The sequence below is a fragment of the Clostridium pabulibutyricum genome (assembly GCF_058242705.1).
This window is the reverse complement of the sequence record NZ_JBZAYZ010000001.1, coordinates 1-24,953: the sequence shown is the minus strand read 5'-3', so window position 1 is coordinate 24,953 and position 24,953 is coordinate 1. Positions and strand designations below refer to the sequence as shown.

Sequence of the window (24,953 nt, the reverse complement as noted above, 5' to 3'; positions counted from 1 at the left end):
AATTTTATCTCCTCCATGTGATCTATATTTTTACTTCAAAATAGTCTTCAGTACATAATGTACTGCTTTTTTATTAAGTATATCACATAAAGCATCCATTACTCATATATAATGATATAACTTAGCAATAATGAAAATATTGATTTAAATATCGAGCAATTTTTTTTGCGAGTCTTCTATATCCATCTATGTTATAATGCATTTTATCTGGCATATATAACTTCGCTTGAAATTCATCATATGGTGAAATTCCACTTTCTTTATACATATTTAACACTGGAATGCTATAATAATCACATCTTTCCAGTATCGCTTCCACATAATCAATCTGCTTTAAATTCAATTTGTTATAACTAAATGAATCAGGATAATTCTTAACTGAATTTGAAAAATTATTTTTCATTGGTGTCATGAATATTATTTCTTTATCCGCATATTTTTCTAACAATCCTGAAATAAGAGTGTTAAGAGCACCATAAAAACAATGAGGATCAAAAGAGTTCTGCTTGCCTAAAGGCACATCGTGATGAAAGTCATTGACTCCACCAAGAACTGTAATAATATCAGCATTATTATCCATATCCTTAAAACGTTCAATAAAGCTGTCATTTCGATCAAAAGTAATGGCTATCCTTGACCCTTTGACTCCATAATTACGTATAGTTTCAAATTCAAGGAATTTCTGAATTTGAGTAGTCCAAGATATTTCATTTCCTCCTGTTCCATTTCCATTATCTCCCCATGTAGTAGAATCTCCAAGACAATTCATTACAATTTTACTCATTCTTTATTTCATATCCTTTCTGTCATTAAGTTATTTCTTAAAATCTGCTTCAATTTGTTCTAGAGATTTTCCTGTGGTTTCAGGAAGCACTTTATGAGCAAATATTCCCATACAAATACAAAACATTGAAAATACTAAAAATGTCATTGTGGCCCCAAGTTTAGAAAGCATTATCGGGAAAAATTGAGTAACAAAATATGAAGTTAAAAACATTGCCATTGATGAAAATGACAGAGCTCTTCCACGAATATTAGTTGGGAATATTTCAGAAACTATTACCCATGCTCCGCCACCCCAGGATAGTTCATAAGCCGCAGTGTGTGCTAAAACACCAAATAAGATTAATATATCTATAATAGTGTTAAATGTACCCAAGCTAAACAATATGGCTAGTAGCAATAATGCAGCAACCATAGCATAAGCGCCATTTCTCAATAACTTCTTTCTACCCAGTTTATCAATATAAAACATAAAAATAGCAACAAAGATTATTTTAATTACACCAATTCCTATAGTTTCAATCAGAGATGCATTAGTTCCTACACCTGTCATTTTAAAAATGGCAGGAGCATAATAACCAACTGCAATGGTTCCTGTTAACTGTTGAAAAACTGCCGATAATATAGCTATTAAAAAAGCATATCTTATCCCAGGAGCAAATAACTCTGAAATTAGGCCCTTTGTCTCTGATTTAATGCTTTTTTCTATAATTATACTCTCTTTTTTAGCAACCTCCACCCCATTCAATCGAGTTAAAATAGATTTAGCTTCCTCATTTTTTCCAATTTTAATTAGAAAACGTGGACTTTCTGGAATTATGGAAGTTAAAATAAAAAATATTATTGCTGGAACCATTCCAGAACCAAACATAAAACGCCATCCTAGCAAAACATTCCAAGCATTTGTATGAGTATTAGCGATAATTGCATTTACTATGAACACAGTTGTCATTCCAATTGCAAAAGCCAATTGATTTGTACTAACAAGAGTTCCTCGAATTTTTGCAGGTGCAACTTCAGAAATATACAGAGGAACAATAGTCGAAGCCATTCCAATTGCTATACCCGAAAGAATACGACCAACAATTAAAATTTCCACTGATTGAGAAATAGCTAAAATTAAACTCGATAAAGTAAATAAAACACCCGCACAAAACATAACTTTTTTTCTGCCAAGATAGTCACTCAAAAATCCGGCTACAATGCATCCCGCCATTGCACCCAAGGCAAGGACACCTGACACAAATCCAACAGTTGTTTGGCTTAAATTAAAGTGAACACTAAAGAAATTTAAAGCTCCAGATATTACTCCTTGATCATATCCAAATAAAATCCCACCAAGTCCTGCTATTACAGTTATTAATATCGTATAAGATAATTCAGCATTTTTTTTCTTATTAGACATATCAACACAACCTTTCATTTTTCAAATATTGATCATAATTCAAAACGTTTTCTCTGTATACATGATAAAAATTCAATTAATCATTTGAGTACCTCATAAAGTCACAAATAGAAAAACGTTTTTCTAATAACTATAAAAAATTATTTGCCACATGTAAAATTATATTTTCTAGTAATACCTGTATCTAGGATGAATCATATCTAACATTGTATTTAATAACCATATTATCACTTCCTTTCATTTTATATTTTATAAATGTATTTAAAAGAAACGTTTTCTTAATGAATATAAAATTAATTTATCATCACAGTTAAGGTAACGTTTTCTTGAAATTTATAGAAGTTATCTCTTATAAACCAATAATTTTTATTATTGATTTATATAGAAGTCGACATTATTTTTTAAAACGATTGCTATTTTATTAAATTCATTAGGAATATTGACTTCACTTTTTATTAAATAGTTAAATAAAAAATTTACTCCTTCGTAAGCCTGCATATATGGGTTCTGATATATTATTGCTTGTACAATGTCATCTTTTAAAAACTTAATCGATTCATCAAAAATATCAGTTCCTATTACTTTGAATTTATTTAATAAGTTCATCTCTTTTATTAGATTTCCTAAAAGCAATGTATTTCTTGAGTTGTTTGAATAAATTCCTTTTATATCATCAAAACTTTTAAAAAATCCCTTTAATGTTTCATAAGTATTATTCGAATTAGTATCAATAATTTGAATAATATCTATTAAAGGCATTTCTTTTGACATCTCATCAATAAAACCTTCAACAATTTTATTATGTAGAGTTGTTTCTTTATTTCCACTTATAACAATAACTTTTCCTGATGAATCTATCATTTTACTCATAAGTTCAGCTGCAAGCATACCAATTTTTTTAGATGGAGGAGCTATACATGCAATTCGTTTACTAAATGGGGCATCTGTATTTATAGTAACAACTGAAATACCGGCATCAGAAAATTTATTGATTATATTATTCAATTCTGATGAATTCCACGGAACTGTAAGTAATCCGTCAATAGATGAATTATATTTATCAAATACATTTTCCAAAACTTTTCTTTGCAATTTATAGTCATTTCCTCTAAACGGCACATTTATTATTTCTATATTAAAATCTTTTAAAGACTCTTTGGCTCCAAATATTCCATTCCAAATATCTTTATAAAAATAGCGTTCTTCACCTATAGCCTCGGGTAAAACTACAACTATTCTCACAGCTTTTCTTTTTAATGTTGATGCAATAATATTAATTTTAAAATTCATTTCATCTGCTGTTTTTAATATTTTTTCACGTGTAGCTTCACTTATGCCTTTTTTATCATATAAAGCTTTATGGACTGTACTTAATGAGACATTTAGTTTTTTAGATATGTCTTTTAATGTTACTCTTTTATTATCCATATATATCCTCCGCAAGAAAAACGTTTTCTCTATTTAGAATATATATCTAAAAACTTTATTTGTCAATATAAAATCTTGCTTAATTGCTTAAATTTTAATAGCATCATGAATTTATACTCTAAAAGAAATTATATTGTACATAATAACTTTATTATAAAACAAATGTAATATTATAAGTCACATTTTAAAGGTAAAAATTATCATGTCAATAACGCCTAAAAAGGCGTTATTGTTATAAAAGTTTTATTTTAGAAGTTTAGCATCCTAGGTTAAAATCATTCTTTTCATTAATAATTTATGATACTGATGATATTATTTAAACTGTTTTATACAGTCAATCAATCCTGACACCGACATCCCATGCTCAGCAAGTAACTCCATTACATTAAAGTCAGTGTGGAATTTTTTCGAGATACCAAAATTTTTAACCTTCATGTCACTGTCACCATAGAAACTGGCCACACGCTGACCAAATCCACCATCCAACTCACCATCTTCAATGGTAATCACGAACTTGTGATCTTTCTTCAAATCTTCTAATAGCTCTTCATCCAAACCAGTAAGGAATTTAGGATTAATAACAGTAATCCTCTCACCCAATTCATTCTCATAGGCTTCTGCAGTTTCCTTGGCCATTTGAAGAAGACAGCCCACACCAATGATGGCAACTTCTTTTCCTTTTTTTACTGTTTTAGATTTATTATAAATAGAATAATCAGTAGTATCTTTCACCCCCGTTTGATTCAAAACAAGTGGGACTTTAATCGCAACTGGATGTTCTCTCTGTGTGGTGGCAAATTTAAACATTTGAATGTATTCTTCTTTGCTTGCAGGTGCAAGATAAATCAAATTCGGCACATGAGAGAAAAATGCAATATCACACATTGCAATATGAGTATTGGAGTTCATTCCAAAAGCACCGGACATCAGAACCAAAATGGTTGCCGGATTATCATTCAGACACAAATCATGAGAGAGCTGATCATAGGTTCGCTGCAAAAACGGAGCAAGTGTTCCAAATACAGGTGTTCCACCATTTTTTGCAATCCCGCTAATCATTGCAATAGCTGTTTCTTCTGCTATACCAACATCTATAAACTGCCCTCTTCTTACGTACTCAGGACGAACTTTTTCTGTGAATCCAAGCCCCATTGGTGTTGCGGCATTTAGAACAACAGCCTTTTCATTGCTGTCCAACAACTCAACCAAACTATCAAAAATAGTAGAATCACCTATGTTACTCGGCCTAGATCCATCTTTTATTGTAAATGGCCCACCTGCATGCCATGCTTCACGATCCTGTTCTGCATAAGGCAAACCTTTTCCCTTGATTGTATGAATATGTAGGACAACCGGATGCTCAATATCTTTCACTTGTTTAAACAATTTCACAAGCTGTTCAATATTGTGTCCGTCATCCAAATATAAATAATCCAAACCAAAACCTTTGAAAATATTATTAGTGCTCTTGCCATTAGTTTCTCTTAGATTTTTCAGAGATTTGTAGAGACCGCCATGATTTTCCGCAATACTCTGGTCATTATCATTTACAACGATAATCAAATTTTTATCGTATTCCCCTGCATAATCAAGTGCTTCTAACGCTTCACCTCCAGAAAGAGAACCATCTCCAATAATAGCTATGATATTTTCTTTTCCACAAGAAAGATCACGCCCCTTGGCAAGTCCTGTTGCAAGAGATACCGATGTTGAAGTATGCCCAACTGTAAAAAAGTCATGTTCACTTTCTAATGGATTTGTATATCCAGTTACATCATCATAATGCTTCGGGTCAAGAAATGCTTCTTTTCTTCCAGTGAGTATTTTATGCGGATAGCATTGATGAGATACATCAAATACAAACTTATCCGTAGGCGAATTAAATACATAATGCATGGCTATAGTAACTTCCACCATTCCGAGATTTGGTCCAATGTGACCGCCATGCTCGCTGAGTTTCTTTATCAGTGCTGTTCTTACCTCATCGGCTAAAACATTCAGCTGATCTAACGTAAGCTTTTTTATATCTACAGGTGACTTAATCTGTTCTAAATACATATTACATTCCTCCAATTAGCTAAGGTTTCAATTTATCTTTTGTTTTTGGGGCAGCCCATGTGAGACTGCCCGTTTCCACCGCAATCTCATATCTAGCAATCTTAAAATTAAGACGCTCAAGAGTTACATCAATATTTTGACGTCGCTTTAACAAAACGTCCTTTTGTCTCTGGAGAAGTTTCAGGCGTGCAGCAATTGTTTTATCACCTTGCCGATAAAGTTTTACATATTCTATTATCACTTCAATTGAAAGCCCTGCACTACGCATACATAAACACAATTCCATCCAGGCTTCGTCCTCAGACGTATAATTGCGAATACCACTTTCAGTTCTATGAACAGGTGGAATCATGCCAACACGCTCATAATATCTCAACGTATCCTTTGAAATATCATATTTTTGACACACTTCATTTATAGTCATAAACAATCTCCTTTCTCCAACAACCAAATTATAAACCTTGGAGTTAACTCCAAGTCAAGTAGTGATAATTTTTATTTTTGTATCGCCTAATATTTTCTTGGTCATGTCTGAAAATACGGAGTCATTTAAGGAAAATGATAATCGAAGCAGAGAAAAACAGGAACTTATAGAACTGCCCACAAATACGCTGTATCATCAATCTGTAGAGTCCTGCAAATTCCAAGAAGCACCTATTACTACGAAGCAAAAACAAGACAAGCCACAATAATTATAGTACTCGGAAAATAAGCTCGGATTTATTTGAAAATACTAAGCATATATTTTCTTACTTTTGCTGGCTATCTGCAATAAATGTAGATTTCTTTTTTAAACACTCTGAGCATAAACCTTCAAAAGCTATGCTTTGCTCTATAAGATAAAATCCATAATTATTGATGATTATATCATTGAAAATACTTACAAAATCATCTTTTATATCTATAATAGCTCCACACTCCTTACACATAAAATGATGCTTATGTTCACTTTTGCTTAAAACCATCTCATAACGAGTTATATTATCGCCAAAGGTTAATTTTCTCACTATTCCAAATTGATATAGTAATTCTAAAGTCCTATAGACTGTAGCCACACCAGTATCCGGACTTTTTATTCTAGTATAATAATAAAGCTCTTCAACACTTAAGTGGTTATCTTTATTCTTAAATAAAACTTGTAGTATAACCTTTCGTTGATGGGTAAGAGTAATATCTGCTGCTTTTAATTCTTCATATATGCTATCTAAATAATCCTCCACAATATCATCTCCTATATGATTTCATGAATTCATTATAAAATTCCTAGAATATATCTTTTTCAGTGTATCATTCATACTCAAGACTAATTCTCTTGCATCATCCCATTCTCCTCCTTAGATTTGACTTATTAAATCATCTAGAAAACTATTTATAGTGTTTAATCCTTCTTTATCATATTTACTTAATATTTTAATAAATTTTTCACGTTTAACTTTATGGAGCATTTCGTGTATTTCAAATACTTCTTTTCCTTGCGCTGTCAGTGTATAATAAATTCCTTTTTTATTATTTTCCAAATGATTTCCTTTTATTAACTCTTTCTTTAACAGCTTATTAGTAATCTTAGATATGGCACCTTTTGTCATATTTAATTCCTTTGCTATAAATGTTGCATTCACCAATCGATTTTTCCCAATACAATCAATTACGTGAATTTCCGAAAACATTAATCCCATATCACAAAGCTCTTTGTGGTTATATTTGATTAACAAATCCTTTATTTCATCATCATGACTATTCAACGAATTATTTATATGTTCAAAGGCTGCCATAAACTTATTTATTGTTAAATCTATCTCAAACTTTACATTTTCTGTTTTCATGATCGCAATCTCCTTTTAAAAATAATTTCTTCGGAAACAATGATATTATACCTCATATAACTAATCTACTCAATATTATTTTTCAAAAATAGTTTCCTAGGAAATCAAATAGCAACTTGACAAAAGCGTATGGCAACCATATACTATTAACATGAATAAGTTTATAGATAACAAACATCAAATTGCAGATAATTCTTTAAAGTTAGCACTTGCCTTGGTTGATCTTGATAAAAAAACTCGTAACTACAAAACTGATGTGCCAATTTTTTACTCTGAAATACATGTAATAATGGCTATTGCCGAACATCCTGGAATTCATGTGGGTGGTCTAGCTGATATTCTAGGAGTAACAAAAGGATCTGTTTCGGAAATTCTCAAAAAGCTAGAGAGAAAGGGCCTTGTTATAAAAGAAGTTGATGATCTTAATCTATCTAGATATTCGTTGAGTCTGACTGAAAAGGGTAAAAAAGCTCATAGCAACCATATGCATTATCATGCTGTTGTAAACAATATGGTTGAAGATGAGCTGAAAAATGCCTCCGAACATGAATTAGAATTTTTGTCAAACTTTTTGTCATCCGTGATGAACAAAATTAAATTTTTCAGTAAAAATTTTGATGAGTAAAATTTTTAAGCAAGAGTATGGCAGCCATACACTTGCTGTATATAATTAAGTTAGGAGGTGCTAACCATAAAAAATAGAAAATCATCAAAGTTATATATGGCTTGTGATAATAATAAAGTGAAGGAAAAAATGTATAAACAAACACTTGAAGCTGATAAAAAAGCTTTGTGTGCTATTTATAATTCTTTAGCCTCATACGTTCCCTTTGGCTTTTATCCTTATGAACACCCAATATTTGAGCAAGCCAATTCTTCCAATAATAAACTAGAAAGTACCAAAATTGATAAAACATTAAAAAAACAAGACAAATAAACAATTATGCCAAAGCGTATGGTAGCCATACGCTTTTACCTGTAATTAATTTAGGAGGTGCTAACATCAAAAAGAACAAAGCACCAAATCCATATCTGGACTCCGATAATAGTGAAGTGATTAAGCATAAATATAAAATACTTAAAGCTGATGAAAAAAGTTTATGGGCAATCTATATTGCTTTAGCCGCATGTGTTCTCTTTGGTTTTTATCCATATGAATACTCAATATTTGAGCAAAGCAATTCTTTTAATAATAAGTTTGAAGATAATGAAATTGATAAATTCCTAAAAAAGCAAGATGAATAAACAATTGCATTAAAGCGTATGGTATCCATACGCTTTTTACCTATGATTAACATACAACTCAATAGGTGTTGTATGTTTATTGTTTTTTTGCTGCTCTATTATTTACTTTTTTTTACAGATGTCACCAAAAGCAAACACCAAAAGGAGTTTTTTGCTAGATACCCCATGTTTCATAGGAGTAAGCAATGAAACTTCCTTTTGATGGCTATTTACAGTTTTTGGACTGTATTTTTCATTGTTAAAGCATTTACTATAAACATTAATATTGGCTTTATGGTACTAAACCTGCTAAGAAAAGTCAAGGTATTTTTTTAACATCCACTTTATTTTTTATTGGTAAACTTCCATCACTCTTACATAGTAAATCCGTAAAAATTTATTTAAGCCTGCTATTTTAGCTACCCGTTTGGGTTTACCCTCAGCTTCTTTTTTAGAATATACCAATATACTGCATCATCATCTGGCGCCGCATGTGTCTTTAACACTCGCATTGTCTCATATCCGATTTTCCGTAATATTGATGATCCACGTTTGCTAATTTTACTAATAATCTCTCCATATGGCTTTAAAATACATGCTGTGCTTTTCCCTTTTGATACATCAATACCTACACTAATCATCATGTACCTCCTAAAATCATTTGTAATTCTCCCATCCACACTTATTACAGTTCATTTTAGTTCGTTACACGAAAGCTCATCTATGAGTTCCAACCTGCTTAATCGAATGTTTATAGTAAGGGGTGGTTGACGGTTTTCATGATGGATGTAAAAATCCAAAAGAGCCTCGACAGACCAATTACTTTCCTTTATTATAAAAAAATAAGTGTACGTGTTAAATCACTAATGATGTGTTTAACAATTACACTTTTATGGTACTAAAATGAGCGAACTTACAGGCATGTTTACCCGTCAGAACGCTCTTATATATCATTTCATGTTTAACCAGTACTGTTGGTTCGTACTGATGCGCATAGTTATCCGCTGAAAAACATAGGATTTTTTTAAGAAATCACCTAAGTATGTACCGGTTGTGCAAATGGCCTAATGTCGCTGCGGCGTATGCGCAGCGGTGCAGTCTGTAGAGACCAATACCTATAGGAATCCCCCCAAACTTTACGAGTTTGGAGGGATTCCTGAAATATTCAGACATAGAGAATGACCCGCCAAAGCGCCGTTTTTTTTATTTGGCGAGTACATCATTATAGCATCAAAAAGCCACATATCGGAATTTTTAATTTTAATACCATTATCTTATTATCTACAACATAAATGTTCTCTAGGTATAGCATTGATAGTACTCACCAGTTCAACCAATGATTTTCCTCCATCGAGATTTATAATTCCAATTTTATATGCAGTCGGAGATTGCCCATAACTATCTGATCTTACAGAAGTAAATTATAACTTTGATTTTCAATTTCAAAACCGCTGTCATTTAAATCACGATTTTAGACAAGCAACGGTTTATTATAAATTGCAACTTGTCAGCAATCGCATAGCAAATAGTTGTTGTCAAAAATAAAGAGCCGATAACCGCATTTTTACTTATACGTGTTATCGGCTCTGCGCCTTCGCGTCTGGCTCTTTCATAACTGATATATTCATTTGACTTATATTGATTAGTGTCTCATGTTTGCACTTAGGACAAAATAGAGGAAAATTTTTCAACTCCGTATCCTCACGGATTTTTAACCTCGTTTTGCTCTGGCAAACAGGGCACATTACCCATTCATTCTGCATCTGTCCACCTCAACAGCATATTTCCCGAAAAAACTGTTTTATCTCAGAAGAAGCCTTGACTATTCCGTGTACTTTGACCCTCTCAATAGTCTCTCTGGCTAACTCGAGAGAAATGTCCTTAGTGATTACCAATAATCCAACCATTTGGATATTGGCTTTTCGATTGCTTGCTTTGAGTTTTTCCAAATCCTTATGCGTAATTATCACAATACCGGAATATGCAATAACTTTCGACATATCAATTTCAATTTTTTGGTTAATCATGAAGTTATTCATCCTTTCCCTTTTCATTTTTTTTACTTTAAAAACTGCAATAGAGATGACGCGAGAAGAACAATAGACTATGCTGATAGTAAAAAGTTTAAATTTTATTATGACATTTTAGATATCCTTACATGTTTAATTCTCTTTAATCATTTTCACGTGGCGGCGTGATAATTGTAGCGAGTGTATATAGTTTTTGTTCCTTCGATGTTCTTGTCATTGCAGGCTCAAGTACCTTAGTAATTTGTTTACTGTATCCAACAAGTTCTTCAACTGTGGCATATAACGGAATAGCAGTAAAACCTGAACCATCGCCAACGATATTAATATCTTTAGTCTTAGCATATGCCTCAAATCTCTTAAGTAACTCAATTACAAAAGTACTGAACAATTTGTAGTAAGCTTCTCCGTCATTTTTCTTAACTATCTCGTCTTCAAAGTTTAAAAATTCCTTGCTTATTGCATAGGTTTTTTCAACAACAGCTCGCACTTTAGTTTCCGATACGACCTCAATAACGCCAGAACTTTTCATACTTTTAAGTGCACGGTACAAAGTAGCTTGTGGTATGTCTTCATTCACCTCTAGCAAGTCCTGAGGTGTTAATGGGCCTTTCTCTTGTAGCGTAAATATTATTTTTGTTTTGACTGGATTTTCAATACAATCCATAATCTGTTCCGTTGTAATAGGCATAGCATCACCCTTTCATTATCTGTATTATAATATTATCATATTGATAATATAAAGTCAATACTGTATATTCCAAAGGTATCAACGTCAACACAGCACACATGTACGATGGTTTCATCCGCTTTTCGCTAACCGGCAAGCATTCCATCCTTTTCATTCTCACTATTGCTTTTTAGTTATTATATTTCGAGTTCACGAAATTTGTAAGCAACTATTTTTATGTTTTCGTATTTATAGTCATTGTTAGTTCGTTCTCAATCCTATACCCATACTGTAAAATTTGCTGGTGAGGTGAACTAACAGTGGAGGAATTACTGAACTCATTTGCTCATACCATAAAGGGCTCCCGGATTGCCGAAGGAATAACGCAGTCTGAAAAAAAGGAAACAAAAAAGAGACATAATTATACAACGGAATTTAAGAATCAAATAGTAGAGCTCTATCACAATGGCAAGATGAAAAGTGAAATTGCCAGAGAATATAGTTTATCATTATCAATGGTGAGTAGATGGATAAGGCAGTCTGAAAATACGGGGTCATTTAAGGAAAAGGATAATCGAAGCAAGGAAGAACAGGAACTTATGGAGCTACGCAGGAAGAACAAACAACTTATGATGGAGAATGATATTTTAAAACAAGCAGCGCTGATTTTGGGACGAAAGTAACTGTGATAAGGAAGAATTCTCACAAATACTCTGTATCAGCAATGTGTAAAGTCCTGCAGATCTCAAGAAGTACCTATTACTATAAAAGTAGAAAGAAAGGCAGTGAAGATGCTCTTATATCTATGATTAAGGACATATTTAACTCAAGCCGCAATAATTATGGAGCACGAAAAATCAAGGTTGAGTTACAGAAAAAAGGATACAGAGTTTCAAGGCGAAGAATAGGCAGAATAATGAAACAAAATACTCTTGTATCCAGTTATACAAAATTAAAGTTCAAACCACATGTGAATAAATTCACTCAGTCAAAAATAGATAATCTGGTTAAACGGGAATTTAGGAATCAACCATACAGGAATGTTGTAGTAAGCGATCTTACATATGTAAGGGTTAGAGACAGATGGGAATATATCTGTATACTTGTTGACCTTTTTAACCGTGAGATTATAGGTTATAGTGCTGGCAGGCATAAAAATTCAAAATTAGTAAAACAAGCCTTTGCCAGAGTCAATGGAGATCTAAGGAATATTGAAATTTTCCATACAGATAGAGGTAATGAGTTTAAAAACAAGATTATAGATGAGGCAATGAGGGCCTTTCAAATTAAACGTTCACTCAGTATGAAAGGATGTCCTTATGATAACGCAGTTGCAGAAGCAACATTTAAAATTATAAAAACAGAATTTGTACGTGGAAAAGTATTTGAATCACTTGATGAGTTAAAATGGCAGCTTGCGGATTATGTTAACTGGTTCAATAACTATAGAATTCATTCATCTCTTGGATATGTAACCCTATATCAATTTAAGCTAAATAACCTTAAAAAAGTTGTCTAGAAAAATGTTGACATTCCAAAAGTCCGAACGGGAAAAACCGGGTGTTCAGCAGCTGTCACTGCCTGTCGAACATCATCTACTGCGGCGGCTGCGTGGAGTTTTACCGCCGGATTCACTGGTACAACCGTGGCAAAAAGTCGATTGTCTGGCGGTGCATCAGCCGGCTGGAGAACACCGGCCTGTACTGCGACGCCCGCACCGTGCCGGAAAGCCAGCTGGAGCAGGTGCTGGTCAAAGCCATCAACCGGACGCTCTGCGACAAGGACGATTTCCTTGACATTTTGCAGAAAAATATTGAAACTGTCCTTAGCCACGGGAACGACCGGGCGCTCGCCGACATTGAAAAGCGCTTGAAGGAACTGCAGGCGGAGCTTCTGAAGCTGGCCTCGTCCAATGCGGATTATGAAAAAGTCGGCAAAGAGATTTACCGCCTGCGGGACGAAAAGCAGAAGGCTCTGATAGAAAGCGCCAATCGTGACGAGGTTAAGAAGCGCATCGCCGACATGAGCGCTTTTCTGCGGGAACAGCCCACAGAAATTACATCGTAAGGTGCTTTGCCTATTGTATCCAAAGTTACAGCCACACAGCCCAATTACCATAATCGAATGTTCCGCTGCTGTGATGCAGTTTTCCTTCGGCTTTGATGTGCCGGAACGCATCACGCATTCGGACTAAGATTTCCGGGTGGATATCAAGAGTGTGATGCGCGGGAAATACCCGTCTCACCAGCAAAGCAGAGATCTTTTCCAATGATTTCAGATAAGCTTCTGGGTCTGTGGAAGGATAGTATGCGAACAACGTGTCCTTATAAACAAGATCCCCGGTAAAAAGATAGCCCCTTTCTTTTTACCAGAAGCACATATGCCCCGGCGAATGTCCCGGTGTATGCAGGACTTCGATCACCCTGCCGCCAAGGTCAATGGTGTCGTAATCATGCAAAATTTTCGCGGGCATACCCTAAAAAATTTATAGGTGTTCACATCATAGCCATCCGGTAAGTCACAACGGTCAAGCACCATAGCACGGATTGTTTCCATGCTCAGAGGAAATCCGCCGGAAAGCCAGTCCAGTTCTTCCTTGTGTGCGTAAAAATCCGGATAGTACTTGTGTCCTCCGATATGATCCCAATGAATATGGGAAGCGATGGCGGTAACCGGTTTGTCCGTCAGCTTTTTCACTTCTTCTGAAATATTGCAAATACCAAGCCCGGTGTCGACGAGCAAACTTCGTTTGTTCCCGTTTAGAAGATAACAGTGTGTTTCTTCCCAATGCCTGTATTCGCTGATGATATATGTATCCGCATCAATGCGGTCTATTGTAAACCAATCATTCATGGATATTTTTCATTTCCATATCGCGCGAAAGCTTGCTCTGTAACCTTTCGGACAAAACTGGTTTTCTGCTCCATATAGCCGTCCCGGTCATGCTCATAGTGTTTCCATAAGGACAGCTTCAAGGTTTCATATTCCTTTGCCGTTTCGAGATGCTCGTTCAAGTAGTCCCGGAAATAAAGCTCGTCGTGGTCGCCGAAATCCCGCAGATGCAAGTGAAACACCCGCTCGGCAAAGCCTTCCGGCGTGTAGCCTTTATTAAAATCCATACGCTTTTCGCTTTGAGCCATACAGAGATAACCGTTTTCCAGCAAGAGTTTTTTAATTGTCTCATGCTCCGCAAGCGGTGCCTCTGCTAGGATGTCAACAATCGGTTTCGCCCAGATGCTATCAATGGCGGTACTGCCGATATGTGCAATCTGAACGTCTTTCGTCAAAAAAGAGGACAGAAACGCCCGCTCCTCCCGGTACCAGTCTTTCCAGTATGTTTTGTACTCCGTCAGCTGAATGGGAAACAGTTCCCACAGTTCCTGAAGCGTCATTTCAGATAATGGTTTAGGCACCACGACACCTACCTTTCGGTTTCCCCTGTATTCACCTGATTAACAATTCTCGATAATAAAATTCGCCGTTTGTTCCGGAGTTCTCTTTGACACGTCCACTTTAACCGTGCTTAATACTTCATAAAGAGGAATACGTTCTACGCTTTTACGGATGATATCCCCCGTGCGAATACCCGCATCCATATCCTTGCCTAACCGGGCTTGCAACGTCTGCTTATCACAGATCAGCGATATCAGATGAACACGGAATTCCGTTGTATCAAGATGTGAAAGAATTTCGTCAATAATGCCTTGCTCATGCATAACCCAGCAAAACACAATATGTTCAAAAGCGGAGCATTTGATAAAGCTGTTTAAGATAAAGCAAATATTTCTCATCACCATTTGCTTCGTCCCATCAGTCACTTGAAATGGATGCATGTCCCAGCACCAGTCCCCATCAAGGAATACGCTGTTTTCAAGTTTGTGTTTCATTATACGGCAAGTTGTAGTTTTACCTATACCCATGGTGCCACTGGTTAAATAAATATCTTTCATAACGACTCTGTACGCCAGCGCTCCATTGTCAAATAATTCGTATGTTCTGTTCTGGTTTCTCTCAAAAGTGGAACAGGCACCGTATCACAGGTATGATGATAAAGAAACCTCAGCTTTTCCTGCACTCGTTTTGACTTTGCGTTGCCGTCATAATACCCGCACCAGATGATGTTCATTCCCAAATCTTCAAATCCGTGACGAAGCAGTTCTTTGGCTGCTTCAGGAATCAGCCCTTGCCCCCAGAACCTTTTTCCGATCCAGTAACCAAGTTCGCATTCATCATCTTTATCCGTCATATCCGTGTGACCGTTAAGCTTCAACTCAATACAGCCAATCGCCGCAGGAACCTTTTTCAAACAAACGGCATAACATTCCTGCCCATTAAAATATTCCTTTATCACAGAACGACTTTCTTCAACACTTTTATGGGACGGCCACCCGGCAATGGGTCCAATGTCCGGATCCTTTGCATATTCGTATAAACTCTCGGCATCCGTTTCTTGCCAAGTCCGTAATATCAATCGCTTTGTTTGCAGTTCCATAACCTCGTAGCCTTTCTATATACTTTTGTCATTCTGAAATTCGTCAGGGAAACATCTCCTCTGACGGCGATATTTTCAGCCTGCACGGTGTACCCAAGCTTTTCAAAAAAAGGCCTGGCTGTAATGGATGCGTATGTTTCAAAAGAAGCCGCAATCTTCCTTAACTTCAATAGCCATAATTTCCATCAATGAATATGACATTAATTCGTTCCTTCTCAAATTGACCAGTTATCAGTACGAAATAATTGCAAATCCGCTGGGAATGATGACAATCAATACACCGGCCCAATGTTGTACATGGAGTTTCTTTTCCAAGTCGTTTTGCATCCAGTAGTGCGGCAATCTGGCGGCGTGATCTACAGATTTTACAATCTTATTCGTTCCTACAACAGCAATCACCTGTTTTGGTCCATAAATAATCGGCGCAACACGACTGCCGTTTCCATCAATATTAAATAGTTTGCCGTCTACGGTCACGGCATTGATTCCCGTTAAAAACGTGTCCGCACGGAAGTTTCGGAGGTAAATTTCCCGTTTTTCCTCGTGACTCAAGCTTTCCCGATGCTTATCCCAAAAATTGTAATGATGATTCCTGACATATTCATACACGCCGGTCTGCCCTTCGGGCATCAAATTCCGAATCAGCTTATGCAATTGAAAGATGGATTCCACATAGTATCCGGCCATGTGATTTTTGCCTAAATTGTCTATTGTCTCTTTGATGGTACCCTGCATATTTCTCTCCCAAGCGCTTATCGACACACTAATATACGGACCTGTTCCCACGCCACGCCAAAACTCACAAACATCAATTCTGTTCACACACCAACCCCAAAAGCACCGAAACATCTATCCTGTTCTCTCGCCGAGCACTGACATCAATATCGTTCACTCACGACCGAAATCAACCCTCTGGACTTGTTCCCTCAAAGCGATATTCCGCCGTTTTCGGCGCACCGGAATTTTGCCCGCAAACCCCGGAAGCACCAGTATTACTGTGTTTTCCGTACATTCAATTTTCTACCCTTGACATCAATACTACCGTCTCCACATGCCAGTAGACAAGCCTTTGATATAATTATGCAGAAATATTGGCTTTTGCGTAAAGATGTACCCCCCCCTTATTGCAGAATCTTTCTACTCCAGTTGGAAATTGTATTCCTTTGCCATTTAACTGTTCCGTTGCATATATAGGCTACATATTTAAATTCATTTGTATTATCATATATATTTATTTCATTACATATACCTAGTATCTTTTTTAAATTATTCAATGATTCATAGTATCTTCTTTCTATATCTCTCTCAGAAATGCCATGTCCGCCTTTCATAACTCTAATCTTAACTCTTTCTTTTGCTATATCGCAATTATCAACTCCAATATAATTCATAACTACATAAAACCCTTCTTGCCTCGCTTTTTTTATATTTCTGATAATGCTTTTACCTGAAAGAGTAGTCTCCTGATTAAATGATATATGATTTTCAATATAATAATTTATAAGCCTTATAGCCTCTCTTGCACATCTAATTTGAAGATTATTATCTTTCCACGAACCTATTCTTGCTACCATTTCATCCGTATTTATTCTTTTTTGATTTTTATCTCTTTCATAATAAATAGATCTATATATGGACGTTTTTCCAGCCCCATTTACTCCTGCAAATATAGTATAAGTAGCCATTACTCTTTACCTATCACCTTTTTTTGCTCTCTTTGAAGCACTAAATCCGATAAAGCAGCATAAAAATCTTGTTCTTCTTTTGTCTTTGATTTTTTAAACAGTTCTTTTAAATCCTCATATGAATACCTAAGAAACTGCTTATACAAACTACTTTGCTGATTTATTTTTTCCATAACGATTCCCCTTCGATAAATATATCTTTATACTATATTGTACCCTAATATAATGCTCCCATAAATAGCTGTACTTAACTGAATTTAAATTTTCAGGAATCTCACTTTTCTTTATTAAAGAGCAATAACTTCTTCAACCATTTTGGCACATGCTTAACTTTTTTATTTTTAGATACAGACTTTAATTAAATAGTAAATAAACTTAATCGTTTTTAAGTTTCTCTTTTAAAGAATTCAACATTTTCATTTTCTCACTGTCACCTTTTACATCTAGATGATATTTTTTTGCAAGTTTAGTAAATCCTGCTTTAAGCAGTTCCTTAAAAAGTTCACTTTCCTCCGCTGTCAGATGATAAGGATTAGAATTCCTCTGCTTGTTAATTTCTTTCCATCCTTGAGATTTGTAAAATCTTTTAGCCTCATTATATGTATTGAAATTTGTATTGTAGTTATAGTTGATTATATTTACATACCATTTTTTGAAATGTTCTTCATCATTGAAATTTTCATCATATTCTTCTTCATAATATATCATATCCTTTATAATCTCATTTTCTTTTTCCTTACGCAAATGCAACCTATACTGGTTTTTAGTGAAATTATCTTTGAACTCATACTCATAAAAATCCTCAACTGACTCTATTACCATTCGCTCAAAAGACTTTTTCTGTACATTCAACTTATCTTGTACCTTATCAAATACCTTAAATTCTTCTAAAAGACTCATTATGTCATACCTATAAAACGATGAATCCCCAGTCTCCTCAGCATGGAATATTTCTTTCTCATCAAAATCAAACAGATGTATTTTGTTCCCATTGTCAGAGCAATAATCCACTGAGTACTTGTTTCGATACCCTTTTAAATATTTGCTGATTTTTACACACATAATCATTACCGCTCCCAAAACTACTATTGCCTTAAAACTAGCCAATAGTTTTGAATCTGCTATAACTAATTTCAGTATATCATGAAATTTAATAGAGTTAAATATTTAAAATTTTTGAATATAAATCATATAATTATTGATTCTCTATATTACATTATTCCTGCCCGGGCATAAAAGCGCATCATTTTATCAACTCAAATCATTTTAATTCTAGGTAATAAAAAATCAGCTTATATAACTACAACAAGCCGATTTTAGGAATGTTTTTAAGACAAGTTGTACTGCAACGCGGTATTCCATTTGAAATAAAACTGCCTGCAAATGCTCCAACTGTCTTTGGTTCACTTACCAAAAAACAATTTGATACTGAAATTAACAAATGTATGGACGATATAAAGAATAGAATATTAATTCTCAAAAGCATCTATCGAAAGATAGGTGCTTTTCTTATGCCAATTTTTAGGAAAGGACATGAATACTTATGGGAATACTATCCAGCCTTTCCTGATCACAAGATAAGCCGGGAGTCAAACACCGACCCATTGCTCTTGGTATAAACTATTTCAACTCAATCAACTTGTCAAGAATTTGTTTTGTCAAATCCTTTTGCTGTGCCGCTGTTAAATTGGTTGAAGTTCTGATCACAACTGTTCCATGTACTTCGTGAGAACCAGAATTAAACATTTCTGCTCCATCAAACGCTGCTAGGTAAGCGTTACGGGTTTCTGCATCTTTCTTAGTTGGATAGACTTCAATACATCCACCTGCATCAGTTCCTTTATCAACAATATCTTTGCCATCCACTTCTTCAATTACATTTTTGTCAGTGAAATAAACTGCAGCAGTATATCCACCTTGTTTATTAAGATTACCGTTTGGATCGTTATTTTCTGTTACTGCTTGTGTTCCTGTGATTGAAGATACTTCCTTCAATCTTTGAATTACAAAATCACTTGTTGGATTCGTAATTTGCTTAAGCTGCTTCACGCTGCTTTCAAATGCTTCGCTAGCTGATTTCAATTCACTAATTTGTATTGAATAGTCAATTGGCTTTTCTAATTCTTTGGTAGCTTTTTCGATTGCATCAGTCTTTTTAGGAACTTTGGGAACAGATACTAATGCTTTCTTGGCACTGTCATCAGCTGATTTTAGCTTATCTAATGCCGATGTATCATAGGCTTCTTTCTTAGAATTTATCAACTTCTCAGAACCATCAATTAATATTTGCAGTTTTTTATTTTCTGTTTCAACTTTTTTCTTTGCATTATCAAACTGAGTAACGGCTTTTTCACGTGGTAAATATACACCAAAGTAATAACCACAACCACCTGCAACAATAACCAATAATGTGATAATCCCAATAATAACTTTTTTCATTTTGTTCACTTCCGTTTTTTTGTCCATATCCTCATAATTCACACCACACACCCCTGTCCTCAACATTTATATTTATATATTACACTTTCTATTATATACATTCATACTGACATAGACTGTCAGCAACAATAAAATTACCTATATGTAAAAACAAAAAATCCAATTAAGATGATTGCTCGCCTTAACCGACTCTTGAATTTCATTATTCAATTACAGCCTCTTAAAAGCTTCTAAAATTAACTTGAAAGATATAGCAGTTTTTAGAGTATATAATAAACCTACACTAATAAGAGCACAGCTACTAAAGTCTTCCTGCCGTGCTTTTTAATGAAATTATCATATCCACACGTATTTTGATAGAAAGTCAACACTTAAAAATTAGCCCTCTTTTTTAATTGAGAGGGCTTATTCTTAGAATAATATTTTCGAACCAACATCACAATTCATTTTCACAATACAATTGTCCGCAGGTAGCACCAATTTCAGAACCAAATTGTGTCCTAACAGTTGCACTAATGCCTGCCTCCTTTAATGTACTGCAAAACTGGTTGATAGCACTCGATGATTGAAATTTAAAAGTTGTTTTATTCGTAGAATTATAAGGTATCAAATCAATATGATATAAATACTCCCATGAACCACGATTTTTCAACAAACCTATAACTGCCTTTGCATGTTCTTTAGAATCATTAATCCCTTCAAGCATAATATACGCAAGAAATACTCTTCGTCCCGTATGAATAATATGTTCATCTAATGTCTTCATTACCTCATGCAATGGAAATCTTTCATTTATAGGCATTAAATCGCTTCGTTGACTTTCAAATGGTGAATGAAGTGAGAAAATGAGATTTACTTGTGGAAATTCTTTGGTCAATTTTTGAATTCCTGGTATAACACCAATTGTTGAAATCGTAATTCTTCGTTGACTTAAACCAAATAACTCTGGATTTGCAAAAGCCTCACCCATTCCCATAAATGAAACACTATTCAAACTATGTCTATAGAAATAAAAATAAAGTAATTGATCAGTTATCTCATCAGCAGTGAGATTTCGTTTAAATCCAGTACTTCCAGTTGCACAAAAACGGCATCCAAAACCGCAACCACATTGAGAAGAAATACAAAACGATTCCCACCCCTGTTTATACTGTAATCGAACAGCCTCTATTCTCTTTCCGTCTGTCAATTCAAATAACAATTTTTCAGCTTGCTTAGAATGTTGTGAAAAAACAGGTATTAAGCTAGATACATTATTTCCAAACTCATTTGTTAAAGCTATCCTTAATACTTTTGGCAACATAGCCATATCATCAAAATTATCTATCCTTTGACGAAAAATAGCTTTTGAAAGCTGTATATATCTATAATTTGGTAAATTTAAATCTGATACTATTTGTTTTATTTTTTCATATTTTGTTTTTGTCTGCTTCATGTAGGCTTCCTCCTCGCTATTAATAGTTAGGAAGCAAAGCCAGCATTGGCGACTTATACTACTCCATGCAAATGTCGCCTAAAACATCTGACTTTGCATGGAGCCTATTATGTGTTACTTGTATATTCATATTAAACATATTAATTCCATTCTATCCCTTCAATTTTATAGTTTTTGTTGCAACATTTTCACAAAATGCAATATCATGCTCAACAAATAAAATTGTGGGCTGATATTCAATTAACAATTTCTCAATCTGCATACGAGAAATTACATCGATAAAATTCAATGGTTCATCCCAAATATATAAATGTGCCTGTTCACACAAACTTCTTGCAATCAATACCTTTTTTTTCTGTCCTCCACTAAAATCCTGGATATTCTTTTCAAACTGCTCTCTTGAAAAATCAAGCTTTCTAAGAATTGATTTAAATAAGCTTTCTTCAATACAATATTTATCTGCGTATTCAGACAAGTTACCATATAAATCTGATGTATCTTGTGAAACATAAGAAATAATCAACTGACTACTTTTCCTCACAATTCCATTATGCGGGATTTTTTCTCCATAAATTAATTTCAATATACTTGATTTCCCACTGCCGTTTTTTCCTTGAATAGCAATTCTTTCACCCTGCTCTATGGTGAAGCTTACTGCTTCACAGATAATTCTATTATCATATTGAATTGAAACATCCGCAAGTTCCACAAGCTTTTTACCATGGAAAGTAAGCGGTACTATTTTTAAGCTTTCACTGGATTCAATATTTTTAAGAAGCCTTGATTTTTCCTCAATCATATTCTGTTGTCTAGCTTCTATATTTTTAGCACGCTTCATCATTTTTGCAGCTTTATGTCCAACATACCCTTTATCCAATTTGCTCCCATAATTAGTAGCTCCATATTTACTGCTTTCAACACTATCTGACCATGCAGATGTACGTTTTGCTGAACTGGAAAGCCGGCTAATATTCTTCTTCAATTTTTCGTTTTCTGCTAGTTCGAAGCCATCTTGTAATTCTTTATTTCTCCACCATGAAGAAAAATTTCCTTTCTGTATCTCAATATTAGTTCTATTAATGGCCAAAATATGGTCAACGCAATTATCTAAAAAATACCTATCATGTGAAATCAGAATAAATCCTTTCTTCTTTTTTAAATAATTGCTTAGTTTTTTTCTAGCTTCAACATCCAAATGATTTGTAGGCTCATCAATAAGTAAGAAGGAGTTCTCCTTTAAAAACATAGCAGCTAGTAATGCTTTGGTCTGCTCTCCTTTAGATAGTTTATAAAATTGTCTATATAAAGCATCATAATCCATATCTAACAATGATAATTCTTTAATTATTTCCCAATCCATTGAATTTGGACTGATTTCCCTTATAATATCTATGGTGAAATTTCCTTGTTCCTGCACCTTATAAGGAAAATATTCAAAAGTCACATCAGCTGAAATATTTCCATTATATTCGTATTTCCCAAGTAGGAGATTTAAAAAAGTGGTTTTTCCCCTTCCATTTCTTCCGGTAAACCCCAATTTCCAATCTGTATCAATTTGGAAACTTACATTTTCAAAAATATTATCATAACTATCTTCATAAGCAAAGGTTAGGTTTGTAACATTTATTAAAGACATATTTTTGTCCTCCTCTGTAATTAATAGTATAAACAACAAAGTCGGAACAACAGGCGACTGTGTTTATTTACTCCATATAAATGTCGCCTTCAGTATACGGCTTTATATGGAGATTATCATGTGTTAGCAAAGTGTCTTTGTTTTTCATAATATTAATTATCCTCCTTATTCTATTATCTATAAAAAATAAGAGCCGCAAGAAATTATCATTCTTACAGCTCATAGATATACTAATTAAGCTAATCATTATAGCATAACACAAGAGTATATATTAAGAGAAAAAAGAATAACTTTCTTGCATAAGTACGACAAAATAAACAAAATACATCCTTTTATCTTTTTGTCAATTGTACTTTAAAAATTAGCAAGAAAACTAAATCATCTTTTCACCTCAAACTTTAACTTTTTTACATTGTATCACTATATATTGAAAAAATCAACAAAAGCTTGAATCAACTACTTTGCTGTATGAACGAAAGATGATAATGTCTTAGTATACCAAAGTTGATTATGTCCCAAAAAGCAAATTTATAATATAATAAACCTCATGACAAAGAAATGAGGTGGACATGATTAGAAAGGTATATTTAAAAATGAATGAAGAATTAAAATATAAAGTTATTAAGAAGTTAATAGATAGTAATGGTAACAAGCAGAGAGCTGCAATTGAGTTAGGCTGCACTGTTAGACATATAAACAGAATGATTAAGGGATATAAGGAAAAAGGAAAGGCTTTTTTTATTCATGGCAACCGTGGAAAGAAGCCAGCTCATACCATAGATAACTCTGTAAAACAGGACATCGTTGATTTATACAAAACAAAATATGAAGGCTCAAATCTAACACATTTTTCTGAACTGTTAGAAGAATTTGAAGGAATAAAGGTCTCACCAACGACTGTACGTTCCATCCTTTTGCGGGAATTCATCCTGTCTCCTAAGGCAAAACGTTCTTCTAAGAAAGCTTTACATGATAAGCTTAGAGATTTACAAAAAGACACCAAATCAAAAAAAGAAGCTGCTATTATTCAAAGTGCTATTCTTGATATAGAAGATGCCCATCCCAGGCGTCCTAGATGTGCTTATTTTGGCGAAATGCTTCAAATGGATGCTTCTCTTCATCCTTGGTTTGGCGAAGAAAAAAGTCAGCTCCATATAGCTGTGGACGATGCCACAGGTGTTATTGTAGGTGCTTATTTCGATGCTCAAGAAACGCTAAATGGCTATTACCATGTACTTGAGCAAATACTGAAAACCTACGGTATTCCTTATATGTTTTACACCGATAGGCGTACAGTTTTTGAGTATAAGCAAAAAAAATCCCCTTCTATCGAAGAGGACACTTTTACTCAATTCGGTTATGCCTGCAAGCAGTTAGGAATTGAGATTAAAACCAGCAGTATTCCACAAGCCAAGGGGCGTGTGGAACGAATGTTCCACACACTGCAATCACGACTTCCTATCGAATTGCGTTTAGCTGGTATAAGCACAATTGAGCAGGCAAATGAATTTTTAAACTCCTACATAAAAAAATTCAATGCTCGATTTGCTTTACCTGTTGATAATATCAAATCTGTATTTGAAACGCAACCTGATATTGAAAAAATCAATTTAATTCTTGGTGTGCTTTCTAGTAGGAAAATAGACAACGGGAGTTGTGTAAAATACAATAAAGGATATTATCTTCCAGTAGATGCTAATGGTCACCCGGTATATTACCATAAAGGTACCTGCGGTATAGTAATAAAGGCATTTAACAATGATCTATACTTTTGTGTTAATGAAAAAGTTTATGTGCTTGAATTGCTTCCAGAGCATGTTCCTTCATCAAAAAATTTTGATCTTGCAA

25 protein-coding genes and 3 pseudogenes are annotated in these 24,953 nt (G+C 34.3%); 6 read left to right on the top strand and 22 right to left on the bottom strand.

The features are described 5' to 3' along the window. Window positions 1-121: 121 nt before the first annotated feature. The 7 genes from AC4CVH_RS00140 to AC4CVH_RS00110 all read right to left on the bottom strand — a co-directional run bounded on the left by AC4CVH_RS00140 (window position 122) and on the right by AC4CVH_RS00110 (window position 7,497). Window positions 122-784 carry an SGNH/GDSL hydrolase family protein gene (locus tag AC4CVH_RS00140; RefSeq protein WP_490785685.1) on the bottom strand — a complete coding sequence of 221 codons (663 nt, stop codon included), beginning with the start codon at window positions 782-784 and terminating at the stop codon, window positions 122-124. A 30-nt stretch (window positions 785-814) separates the two neighbouring features. After that, window positions 815-2,188, bottom strand: coding sequence for a sugar porter family MFS transporter (locus tag AC4CVH_RS00135; RefSeq protein WP_490785684.1), 1,374 nt, complete (start codon window positions 2,186-2,188; stop codon window positions 815-817). 369 nt (window positions 2,189-2,557) lie between these two features. Next, complete coding sequence (locus tag AC4CVH_RS00130) at window positions 2,558-3,616, bottom strand: substrate-binding domain-containing protein (RefSeq protein ID WP_490785683.1); 1,059 nt, start codon at window positions 3,614-3,616, stop codon at window positions 2,558-2,560. Window positions 3,617-3,928: 312 nt separating this feature from the next. Further along, the gene (locus tag AC4CVH_RS00125) at window positions 3,929-5,674 is read right to left on the bottom strand and encodes a 1-deoxy-D-xylulose-5-phosphate synthase (RefSeq protein WP_490785682.1); all 1,746 of its coding nucleotides are present in this window, start codon (window positions 5,672-5,674) and stop codon (window positions 3,929-3,931) included. A gap of 19 nt (window positions 5,675-5,693) precedes the next feature. Continuing rightward, window positions 5,694-6,098: a MerR family transcriptional regulator gene (locus AC4CVH_RS00120; protein ID WP_490785681.1), complete on the bottom strand. Its 405-nt coding sequence runs from the start codon at window positions 6,096-6,098 to the stop codon at window positions 5,694-5,696. A 325-nt stretch (window positions 6,099-6,423) separates the two neighbouring features. Next, window positions 6,424-6,894 carry a Fur family transcriptional regulator gene (locus tag AC4CVH_RS00115; RefSeq protein ID WP_490785680.1) on the bottom strand — a complete coding sequence of 157 codons (471 nt, stop codon included), beginning with the start codon at window positions 6,892-6,894 and terminating at the stop codon, window positions 6,424-6,426. A 114-nt stretch (window positions 6,895-7,008) separates the two neighbouring features. After that, complete coding sequence (locus AC4CVH_RS00110; RefSeq protein ID WP_490785679.1) at window positions 7,009-7,497, bottom strand: MarR family transcriptional regulator; 489 nt, start codon at window positions 7,495-7,497, stop codon at window positions 7,009-7,011. A gap of 151 nt (window positions 7,498-7,648) precedes the next feature. On the opposite strand from AC4CVH_RS00110, the gene AC4CVH_RS00105 reads away from it, so the two are divergent. Both AC4CVH_RS00105 and AC4CVH_RS00100 read left to right on the top strand, forming a co-directional pair. Then, window positions 7,649-8,122, top strand: a complete 474-nt coding sequence (locus AC4CVH_RS00105; RefSeq protein WP_490785678.1) for a MarR family winged helix-turn-helix transcriptional regulator — start codon at window positions 7,649-7,651, stop codon at window positions 8,120-8,122. 129 nt (window positions 8,123-8,251) lie between these two features. Then, window positions 8,252-8,434 carry a hypothetical protein gene (locus AC4CVH_RS00100; protein WP_490785677.1) on the top strand — a complete coding sequence of 61 codons (183 nt, stop codon included), beginning with the start codon at window positions 8,252-8,254 and terminating at the stop codon, window positions 8,432-8,434. A 638-nt stretch (window positions 8,435-9,072) separates the two neighbouring features. On the opposite strand, the pseudogene AC4CVH_RS00095 reads toward AC4CVH_RS00100, so the two are convergent. The 4 genes and pseudogenes from AC4CVH_RS00095 to AC4CVH_RS00080 all read right to left on the bottom strand — a co-directional run. After that, window positions 9,073-9,284 (bottom strand): annotated as a pseudogene (locus tag AC4CVH_RS00095) (IS110 family RNA-guided transposase); the annotation flags it as partial. A 1,014-nt stretch (window positions 9,285-10,298) separates the two neighbouring features. Beyond that, on the bottom strand, window positions 10,299-10,484 hold the full coding sequence (locus AC4CVH_RS00090) for a cysteine-rich KTR domain-containing protein (protein ID WP_490785676.1): 186 nt from the start codon (window positions 10,482-10,484) through the stop codon (window positions 10,299-10,301). A 9-nt stretch (window positions 10,485-10,493) separates the two neighbouring features. Beyond that, on the bottom strand, window positions 10,494-10,748 hold the full coding sequence (locus AC4CVH_RS00085) for a hypothetical protein (RefSeq protein WP_490785675.1): 255 nt from the start codon (window positions 10,746-10,748) through the stop codon (window positions 10,494-10,496). Window positions 10,749-10,893: 145 nt separating this feature from the next. Further along, window positions 10,894-11,439: a hypothetical protein gene (locus AC4CVH_RS00080; protein WP_490785674.1), complete on the bottom strand. Its 546-nt coding sequence runs from the start codon at window positions 11,437-11,439 to the stop codon at window positions 10,894-10,896. Between the two features lie 359 nt (window positions 11,440-11,798). On the opposite strand from AC4CVH_RS00080, the gene AC4CVH_RS00075 reads away from it, so the two are divergent. Together AC4CVH_RS00075 and AC4CVH_RS00070 are read left to right on the top strand one after the other, a co-directional pair. Continuing rightward, window positions 11,799-12,937, top strand: a protein-coding gene (locus tag AC4CVH_RS00075) for an IS3 family transposase (RefSeq protein ID WP_490786293.1) whose coding sequence is annotated in 2 segments (ribosomal slippage) — window positions 11,799-12,072 and window positions 12,072-12,937 — 1,140 coding nt in all. Because the reading frame shifts where the segments join, the coding sequence is not laid out codon by codon here. Between the two features lie 41 nt (window positions 12,938-12,978). Next, a complete protein-coding gene (locus tag AC4CVH_RS00070; RefSeq protein ID WP_490785673.1) occupies window positions 12,979-13,485 on the top strand; it encodes a recombinase zinc ribbon domain-containing protein in 507 nt (168 codons plus the stop codon). Between the two features lie 25 nt (window positions 13,486-13,510). Here the strand turns inward: AC4CVH_RS00070 and AC4CVH_RS00065 are convergent. From AC4CVH_RS00065 to AC4CVH_RS00030, 8 genes and pseudogenes are all read right to left on the bottom strand, one after another. Next, window positions 13,511-14,271 (bottom strand): annotated as a pseudogene (locus AC4CVH_RS00065) (MBL fold metallo-hydrolase). After that, the gene (locus AC4CVH_RS00060; RefSeq protein WP_490785672.1) at window positions 14,268-14,831 is read right to left on the bottom strand and encodes a GrpB family protein; all 564 of its coding nucleotides are present in this window, start codon (window positions 14,829-14,831) and stop codon (window positions 14,268-14,270) included. The pseudogene AC4CVH_RS00065 and the gene AC4CVH_RS00060 overlap by 4 nt, the downstream one beginning before the upstream one ends. 39 nt (window positions 14,832-14,870) lie before the next feature. After that, the gene (locus AC4CVH_RS00055; protein WP_490785671.1) at window positions 14,871-15,368 is read right to left on the bottom strand and encodes an AAA family ATPase; all 498 of its coding nucleotides are present in this window, start codon (window positions 15,366-15,368) and stop codon (window positions 14,871-14,873) included. Further along, a complete protein-coding gene (locus tag AC4CVH_RS00050) occupies window positions 15,365-15,910 on the bottom strand; it encodes a GNAT family N-acetyltransferase (RefSeq protein ID WP_490785670.1) in 546 nt (181 codons plus the stop codon). The genes AC4CVH_RS00055 and AC4CVH_RS00050 overlap by 4 nt, the downstream gene beginning before the upstream one ends. 166 nt (window positions 15,911-16,076) lie before the next feature. Further along, window positions 16,077-16,645 (bottom strand): annotated as a pseudogene (locus AC4CVH_RS00045) (lactate utilization protein). 386 nt (window positions 16,646-17,031) lie between these two features. After that, window positions 17,032-17,595: an ATPase gene (locus AC4CVH_RS00040; protein WP_039652139.1), complete on the bottom strand. Its 564-nt coding sequence runs from the start codon at window positions 17,593-17,595 to the stop codon at window positions 17,032-17,034. Then, on the bottom strand, window positions 17,595-17,768 hold the full coding sequence (locus tag AC4CVH_RS00035; RefSeq protein ID WP_170065736.1) for a hypothetical protein: 174 nt from the start codon (window positions 17,766-17,768) through the stop codon (window positions 17,595-17,597). Before AC4CVH_RS00035 ends, AC4CVH_RS00040 begins: the two co-directional genes overlap by 1 nt. 202 nt (window positions 17,769-17,970) lie before the next feature. Further along, a complete protein-coding gene (locus AC4CVH_RS00030; protein ID WP_490785669.1) occupies window positions 17,971-18,702 on the bottom strand; it encodes a hypothetical protein in 732 nt (243 codons plus the stop codon). Window positions 18,703-18,917: 215 nt separating this feature from the next. On the opposite strand from AC4CVH_RS00030, the gene AC4CVH_RS00025 reads away from it, so the two are divergent. Beyond that, entirely contained in the window at window positions 18,918-19,214 is a 297-nt protein-coding gene (locus AC4CVH_RS00025) for a hypothetical protein (RefSeq protein WP_490785668.1), read from the top strand. A gap of 1 nt (window position 19,215) precedes the next feature. On the opposite strand, the gene AC4CVH_RS00020 is transcribed toward AC4CVH_RS00025, so the two are convergent. From AC4CVH_RS00020 to AC4CVH_RS00010, 3 genes are all read right to left on the bottom strand, one after another. Continuing rightward, window positions 19,216-20,076 (bottom strand): hypothetical protein, encoded by an 861-nt coding sequence (locus AC4CVH_RS00020; RefSeq protein WP_490785667.1) that lies wholly within the window; start codon window positions 20,074-20,076, stop codon window positions 19,216-19,218. 394 nt (window positions 20,077-20,470) lie between these two features. Beyond that, on the bottom strand, window positions 20,471-21,469 hold the full coding sequence (locus AC4CVH_RS00015; RefSeq protein WP_490785666.1) for a Cfr family 23S rRNA (adenine(2503)-C(8))-methyltransferase: 999 nt from the start codon (window positions 21,467-21,469) through the stop codon (window positions 20,471-20,473). A 151-nt stretch (window positions 21,470-21,620) separates the two neighbouring features. Beyond that, the gene (locus AC4CVH_RS00010; RefSeq protein ID WP_490785665.1) at window positions 21,621-23,105 is read right to left on the bottom strand and encodes an Lsa family ABC-F type ribosomal protection protein; all 1,485 of its coding nucleotides are present in this window, start codon (window positions 23,103-23,105) and stop codon (window positions 21,621-21,623) included. 593 nt (window positions 23,106-23,698) lie between these two features. Here AC4CVH_RS00010 and AC4CVH_RS00005 point away from each other — a divergent pair. Then, window positions 23,699-24,953 (top strand): ISNCY family transposase (locus AC4CVH_RS00005; protein ID WP_490786292.1); only part of this gene is annotated, 1,255 nt, incomplete at its 3' end.

Coding starts and splice junctions, on each gene's coding strand:
- AC4CVH_RS00010 (WP_490785665.1), bottom strand. CDS start 23,105: ATGTCTTTAATAAATGTTACAAACCTAACCTTTGCTTATGAAGATAGT.
- AC4CVH_RS00085 (WP_490785675.1), bottom strand. CDS start 10,748: ATGATTAACCAAAAAATTGAAATTGATATGTCGAAAGTTATTGCATAT.
- AC4CVH_RS00135 (WP_490785684.1), bottom strand. CDS start 2,188: ATGTCTAATAAGAAAAAAAATGCTGAATTATCTTATACGATATTAATA.
- AC4CVH_RS00120 (WP_490785681.1), bottom strand. CDS start 6,098: ATGACTATAAATGAAGTGTGTCAAAAATATGATATTTCAAAGGATACG.
- AC4CVH_RS00025 (WP_490785668.1), top strand. CDS start 18,918: ATGTTTTTAAGACAAGTTGTACTGCAACGCGGTATTCCATTTGAAATA.
- AC4CVH_RS00105 (WP_490785678.1), top strand. CDS start 7,649: ATGAATAAGTTTATAGATAACAAACATCAAATTGCAGATAATTCTTTA.
- AC4CVH_RS00140 (WP_490785685.1), bottom strand. CDS start 784: ATGAGTAAAATTGTAATGAATTGTCTTGGAGATTCTACTACATGGGGA.
- AC4CVH_RS00110 (WP_490785679.1), bottom strand. CDS start 7,497: ATGAAAACAGAAAATGTAAAGTTTGAGATAGATTTAACAATAAATAAG.
- AC4CVH_RS00055 (WP_490785671.1), bottom strand. CDS start 15,368: ATGAAAGATATTTATTTAACCAGTGGCACCATGGGTATAGGTAAAACT.
- AC4CVH_RS00125 (WP_490785682.1), bottom strand. CDS start 5,674: ATGTATTTAGAACAGATTAAGTCACCTGTAGATATAAAAAAGCTTACG.
- AC4CVH_RS00015 (WP_490785666.1), bottom strand. CDS start 21,469: ATGAAGCAGACAAAAACAAAATATGAAAAAATAAAACAAATAGTATCA.
- AC4CVH_RS00080 (WP_490785674.1), bottom strand. CDS start 11,439: ATGCCTATTACAACGGAACAGATTATGGATTGTATTGAAAATCCAGTC.
- AC4CVH_RS00050 (WP_490785670.1), bottom strand. CDS start 15,910: ATGGAACTGCAAACAAAGCGATTGATATTACGGACTTGGCAAGAAACG.
- AC4CVH_RS00130 (WP_490785683.1), bottom strand. CDS start 3,616: ATGGATAATAAAAGAGTAACATTAAAAGACATATCTAAAAAACTAAAT.
- AC4CVH_RS00100 (WP_490785677.1), top strand. CDS start 8,252: ATGTATAAACAAACACTTGAAGCTGATAAAAAAGCTTTGTGTGCTATT.
- AC4CVH_RS00035 (WP_170065736.1), bottom strand. CDS start 17,768: ATGGAAAAAATAAATCAGCAAAGTAGTTTGTATAAGCAGTTTCTTAGG.
- AC4CVH_RS00090 (WP_490785676.1), bottom strand. CDS start 10,484: ATGCAGAATGAATGGGTAATGTGCCCTGTTTGCCAGAGCAAAACGAGG.
- AC4CVH_RS00040 (WP_039652139.1), bottom strand. CDS start 17,595: ATGGCTACTTATACTATATTTGCAGGAGTAAATGGGGCTGGAAAAACG.